This is a genomic window from Georgenia thermotolerans, from assembly GCF_009193185.1.
Lineage (GTDB): Bacteria > Actinomycetota > Actinomycetes > Actinomycetales > Actinomycetaceae > Georgenia > Georgenia thermotolerans.
On sequence record NZ_VUKF01000085.1, the window covers coordinates 1 to 5115 of the forward strand.

Genomic DNA, 5115 nt, shown 5'->3' on the forward strand with positions numbered 1-5115 from the left:
CACCGCCGCCGACCCCCTACCCGCCGACCTCACCCAGGCCCTGACCCGCATCCACGCTCCGGACGGCACGTGGCACTAAATTGAGCCAACTCAGGTCGGCGCCGCACGCCCGCACCGAGTTCATCTACCCCGACACCATCCCCACCCAGGTGGCGCTCACCGCCGGCGCCCTCGCCCGCCTGGCCCACGGCCTGCCGACGGCGTAGCGGGCTCGCCGGGGACCGCGCGGTCAGGGCGCTGCTCGGGGTCGGCTCGGGGCCGGATCGGGGCAGGCCCCGATACCGCCCGGGCCGCCCCGCTGGAACGGTGGACGTCGACGGCCCTTGCCGCCACTCCACGTCCGATTCCCCCGGAGAGGCCACCCATGTCCCGCCCTGCCCCCACGCCCGGACCCAACCCGGCGCCGACGACAGACGGGCTGACCCTGCGGTCGCTCGCCGCCTTCTTCCTCGCCACCTTTGCCCTGTCCTGGGGCTCCGGCGTGCTCTACATGCTGTTCCAGGAGCCGCTCGAGGCCCTCTTCGGCCCGATGGGCTACACCAACCCGTTGTTCATCTTCATGGTCTACGCCCCCGGGATCGTCGGCGTCGTCATGGTGTGGCGCCGCCTCGGGCTCGCGGGCCTGGGCGGCTTCCTGCGGCGCTTCGCCCTCGCCCGGATGCCCCTGGCGTGGTGGCTGGTGCTCGTCGTCGGCATGCCCGCGGTGTTCTACGCCGGGGCGGCGCTCCTGGGCCAGTCGCAGTCCTTCCCCTTCACCCCCTGGTACACGGTGCTGCCGGCGCTGCTGCCGATGCTGCTCATCGGTCCCGTCGAGGAGCTCGGGTGGCGCGGGGTGGCGCTCCCCCTGCTCCAGCGGCACCTCGCCCCGCTGTGGTCGGCGCTGCTGCTCGGGCTGGTCGCGGCGGTCTGGCACACGCCGGCGTTCCTGGTCAGCGGGACGAAGCAGTCCGCCTGGGACTTCTGGCCGTTCTTCTGCGGCGTCGTGGCGATCAGCGTCATCCTCACGCCGATGTTCAACGCCGCCCGGGGCAGCCTGCTGGTGGCGTTCCTCTTCCACGCGCAGATGAACAACCCCGTCTGGCCCGACGCCCAGCCGTGGGACATGTGGCTGTTCGTCGCGGTGGCGGTCGTGGTGGCGGTGGTGAACCGCCGGGCCATGCTCGACCGCGGGGCTGCGGCGACCGCCGTCGTCGCCGGAGGCGACACGCGGGACCGCACATCGGCCCGGCAGCACGCGTGACGTCACTACCCTGTGGGCGATCGCGCAGCGACGCGCGGAAGGGAACGGCGATGGCAGCGGACTGGGTCTTCACCTCCGGGCGGATCTTCGACGGCCGGCGGGTGCACCCCACCGCGACGGCGGTGGCCGTCACCGGCGGGCGGATCGTCGCCGTGGGCGCCGACGCCGAGGTCCGCTCGGCGGCGGGCCCGGCCGCCGAGCACGTCGACCTCGCCGGCCGGCTCCTCACCCCTGGCTTCACCGACGCCCACATCCACGCCGGCCAGGGCGGCATCGAGCGCCTGGGGTGCGACCTCACGGCGGTGACGGGCGGGGCCGAGGCGGTGGTCGCGCACGTGCGCGACTACGCCCGGCGCAGCGGCGAGGAGTGGATCACCGGCGGCGGCTGGTCCATGGCCGACTTCCCGGGCGGCACCCCCACCGCGGACCTGCTCGACGCCGTCGTGCCGGACCGGCCGGTGTTCCTGGTCAACCGGGACCACCACGGCGCGTGGGTGAACACCGCCGCGCTGCGCCGCGCCGGGATCACGGGGGCGACGGCGGACCCCGCCGACGGCCGGATCGAGCGCGACGCCCACGGCGAGCCCAGCGGCACCCTCCACGAGGGCGCCATGGACCTCGTCGCGGCCCTGCTGCCCGCCGAGACCCCCGAGCAGCAGCGCGCCGGGCTGCTCGAGGCGCAGCGCTACCTCCACGCCCACGGCGTCACCGGCTGGCAGGAGGCGATCGTGGGGGACTACGCCGGCCACCGCGACATCGGCCCCGCCTACCGCGCGCTGGCGCGGGAGGGGCTGCTCACCGGCCGGGCGACCGGCGCCCTGTGGGTGCCGCGCAGCACCGCCCTCGAGACGGTCGACGACGTCGTCGCCGAGCTGATCGAGCGCCGCCGCGCCAACGGGGCCGGCGGGTTCCCGTCGGTGAGCGCGAAGATCATGATCGACGGGGTGGCCGAGAACCGCACCGCCGCCATGCTCGAGCCGTACCGGTGCGCCTGCGCCTCGGGCCACGCCGACGGCGGGCTGGGACTGACCTACCTGGGCCGCGACGTGCTGCTGCGGGTGGCCGCCGCCCTCGACCGCGCCGGCTTCGACCTCCACATGCACGCCATCGGGGACCGCGCGGTGCGCTACGGGCTCGACGCCGTCGAGCGGCTGCGCGCGCAGGGCGGCGGGTCCACCGGACGCCACCACCTCGCCCACGTCCAGGTGGTCGACCCGGACGACGTCGCCCGCTTCGCCGCGCTCGGCGTCACCGTCAACGCCCAGGCGCTGTGGGCCTGCTACGACGACCAGATGGCCGAGCTGACCGTGCCGCTGCTGGGCGCGGAGCGCACCGGTCACCAGTACCCCTTCGCCTCCCTGCTCGCCGCCGGGGCGCGGCTCGCGATGGGCTCGGACTGGCCGGTCTCCAGCCCCGACCCCTGGCAGGCCATCCACGTGGCGGTCACGCGCCGCCCGCCGGCGGAGCCGGACGCCGAGCCGCTGCTGCCCGGCCAGGCGCTGTCGCTGCGGGCGGCGCTCGCGGCCTACACCGCCGGGTCCGCCTGGCTCAACCGCCTCGGCGACGGCGGCGCCGTCGAGCCCGGCAGGCTCGCCGACCTCGTCGTCCTGAGCACCGACCCGTTCGAGCTCGACCCGGCCGACCTGCACACCGTGGGCACCGACCTCACCCTCGTCGGCGGCCGCGCGGTGCACGTCACGGACCGGCAGGGCGCGTTCGCCTGAGCCGGCCGGCGACTCACAGCCGGGTGACCTCCACGTGCCCGGCGAAGGCCTCGATCTGGTCGCGCCGCCCGGTGCCCAGGCCGCGGCGGGTGACGTTGAGGGCGCCCGCCGCTGCCCCGAGGCCCACGGCGTCCACGAGCGCCTCGCCGCGGCCGGTCCCCACCGCGATGCCCGCCGTCATCGAGTCGCCGGCGCCCTTGTGCTGGGTGGTCGTCACCGGCGGGGCGGCCACCAGGCACGCGTCCTCCTCGGTGACCACCAGCGTGGGGTCCTCCGCACGCGAGACGACGACGGCCTCGAGCCCGCCGTCGACCAGCGACCGGGCGGCGTCACGCAGCGCCTCCACGGCGTCGTCGTCGGCGAAGCCGCCCTCGAGCATCTCCTCGTGGCTGATCTTGAGGATCACCCCGCCTGCCTCGGCGACGGCGCGGGCCTGGTCGCCGGAGAGGTCCGCGACGATGCGCCGGCCGGACGCCCGCAGGTCGGCGGCCAGGCGGCCGAAGAAGTCCGGCGGGACGCCCAGGTCGGGGTCCGCACCGGTGAGCACGCAGACGTCGGCCTCCAGGGAGTGGACGAGCACGGTGCCGAAGAGGTCGTCCTGGGCATGGCGGTCCAACGCCGGGCTGCGCATGACGACCACCTCCTCGCGGGAGCCCTCCCGGAAGTCGACGATGTGCGCGCTGTTGCCCGTGGTCTGCGTGGTGCGCAGGTCGAGCCCCTCGGCCCGGGCGAGCGCCGCCGCCGCGATGCCGGTCTCGCCGCCGAACGGCGCGCACACGACGGCGCGCCCGCCCAGCGCGGCGACCATGCGGGCCACCCACAGCCCCTGGCCGCCGGCGTGGACGTGCACCTGGGGGTTCTTGGGGTCGTTGAAGAGCGCCTCGACGCTGACCTCCAGGGCCGGGCCGGCGGCGAGCACGACGGCGAGCGGCCCGTCCTCGGCCGGCGGCGCGTCCAGGCCGGCGTCCTCGGGCTCGGGGGCGGGGCGGGGGCGGGTCTCGGGCGCGGGCGACATGGCGCCATCCTCTGCATGACGCGGGGCGGCCGCACCCGGGAGGCGCCTTCGGCTCCGTCGGCGGCCCGGCGACTCCGCAGCTCCGCCGCCCCGCCGTCTTCGCGGCGTCGTCCGGCGGCGGAGGAGCAAGGGGTCTCGCCCACGACAACGCTTGACGAACTCGTGGCACAACCCTGGGACTAGCCCTTGTCCGTGGCGTCGCGTTCCTGCGCGCCGCCGGAAGAGCCCGCTCTCGACGGGCCGTTCCCGTCCGACGGAGTGAAGATGGCGTCATGACCCAGGGGACGCTGCAGGGCCGCTATGTGCTGCGGCGACCCATCGGACACGGCGCCACGGCCGAGGTCTGGGAGGCCGAGGACACCCTGCTGGGGCGGACGGTGGCCGTCAAGGTCGTCAACCTCGCCGCGACCACCGACCCGACGCTGGCCGACCGGTTGCGCCGGGAGGCCCAGGCGATGGCGGTGCTCGACCACCCGGACGTCGCCACGGTCTACGACGTCGGCGTGGAGGGCGCCTCGGCCTACCTCGTCATGGAGCTCGTGCCGGGCCGGGACCTCGCGGCCGTGCTGCGCGACGGCCCGCTGCCCCTGGCGGAGGCGCTGCGCATCGGCGAGCGGGTCGCCGGCGCCCTCGAGGCGGTCCACCGCGCCGGGATCGTCCACCGCGACGTCAAGCCTGCGAACGTGCTGGTCGACGGCGAACAGGTGGTCCTCGTCGACTTCGGCATCGCCGCGGTGGGGCGCGCCGCGGCGGCGCTCACCAGGCCCGGGACCACCGTGGGCACGGCCGAGTACATGTCGCCCGAGCAGGCCGCCGGGCGGGCCGCCACCCCGGCCACCGACACCTACGCACTCGGGTGCCTGCTGACCACGCTCATCGCCGGGCGGGCCCCCTTCACCGGCGAGAACCCCCTCGCCATCCTCCACCAGCATGTCGAGGCGACCCCGCCGCGGCTGGCCGAGCTGGCGCCCGGTGTCCCGGCACGGCTGGACCGGCTCGTCGCCACGATGCTCGCGAAGGAGCCGGACAGCCGTCCCTCTGCCGCGCAGGTCCGGGCGGCCCTGCGGCGCCTGCGCACCGGCCGCGCCGTCGCGCTGCCGGGGGCCGCGGCAGCGGCGGCCGCGACGGCGAGGGCC

Annotated in this window: 5 protein-coding genes; 4 read left to right on the forward strand and 1 reads right to left on the reverse strand. The window is 76.1% G+C overall.

The window, feature by feature from the left end; translation table 11 throughout:
- The first annotated feature begins 80 nt into the window (after positions 1-80).
- The 3 genes from GD970_RS22540 (at position 81) to GD970_RS21115 (ending at position 2964) form a co-directional block, all read left to right on the forward strand.
- Entirely contained in the window at positions 81-206 is a 126-nt protein-coding gene (locus tag GD970_RS22540; protein WP_264372246.1) for a hypothetical protein, read from the forward strand.
- Between the two features lie 158 nt (positions 207-364).
- Positions 365-1240: a CPBP family intramembrane glutamic endopeptidase gene (locus tag GD970_RS21110; protein ID WP_152204851.1), complete on the forward strand. Its 876-nt coding sequence runs from the start codon at positions 365-367 to the stop codon at positions 1238-1240.
- A 50-nt stretch (positions 1241-1290) separates the two neighbouring features.
- The gene (locus GD970_RS21115) at positions 1291-2964 is read left to right on the forward strand and encodes an amidohydrolase (RefSeq protein WP_152204852.1); all 1674 of its coding nucleotides are present in this window, start codon (positions 1291-1293) and stop codon (positions 2962-2964) included.
- A gap of 13 nt (positions 2965-2977) precedes the next feature.
- Here GD970_RS21115 and GD970_RS21120 read toward each other — a convergent pair whose 3' ends face one another.
- Positions 2978-3979, reverse strand: coding sequence for a PfkB family carbohydrate kinase (locus GD970_RS21120; protein ID WP_152204853.1), 1002 nt, complete (start codon positions 3977-3979; stop codon positions 2978-2980).
- A 272-nt stretch (positions 3980-4251) separates the two neighbouring features.
- On the opposite strand from GD970_RS21120, the gene GD970_RS21125 reads away from it, so the two are divergent.
- A partial coding sequence (locus tag GD970_RS21125; protein WP_152204854.1) for a serine/threonine-protein kinase occupies positions 4252-5115 on the forward strand: 864 nt, incomplete at its 3' end.

Coding starts and splice junctions, on each gene's coding strand:
- GD970_RS21120 (WP_152204853.1), bottom strand. CDS start 3,979: ATGTCGCCCGCGCCCGAGACCCGCCCCCGCCCCGCCCCCGAGCCCGAG.
- GD970_RS21110 (WP_152204851.1), top strand. CDS start 365: ATGTCCCGCCCTGCCCCCACGCCCGGACCCAACCCGGCGCCGACGACA.
- GD970_RS21115 (WP_152204852.1), top strand. CDS start 1,291: ATGGCAGCGGACTGGGTCTTCACCTCCGGGCGGATCTTCGACGGCCGG.